Below are 283 nucleotides of genomic sequence, written 5' to 3'. Positions count from 1 at the left end.
GCAGCCAGTGCGGCGCGCTGATGCTCAGTGACGAGGGTGCTCGAGAAAAAACCGCACCATCTCGGCGCTGGCGTCGGGGCCGCACGGATCGGTATAGCTTCCTCTTGAAGAGCCCCCCGCCCACGCATGAGGCGCGCCGTGGATGATCCACAGTTCGGCCTCTACGCCGGCTGCCGATGTCATGTGTCGAACCGTATGCTGGCGCGAGCCGCCGCTCGCACCCGGCGCACGAGTGGCTGTCGCCTCACTCGCCGCGAATCCGTGTACCAGTGCGTTGGCGTTG

General features: G+C 66.8%; 1 pseudogene. It reads right to left on the bottom strand.

Going from position 1 to position 283, the window contains the following annotated elements:
- Positions 1-24: 24 nt before the first annotated feature.
- A pseudogene (locus EN859_RS40170) lies at positions 25-283 on the bottom strand (esterase); the annotation flags it as partial.

The organism is Mesorhizobium sp. M00.F.Ca.ET.216.01.1.1 (assembly GCF_004010325.2).
Classification (GTDB): Bacteria; Pseudomonadota; Alphaproteobacteria; order Rhizobiales; family Rhizobiaceae; genus Mesorhizobium.
Note: the sequence above shows the minus strand (reverse complement) of the source record. Positions and strands in the feature narration are given on the sequence as shown.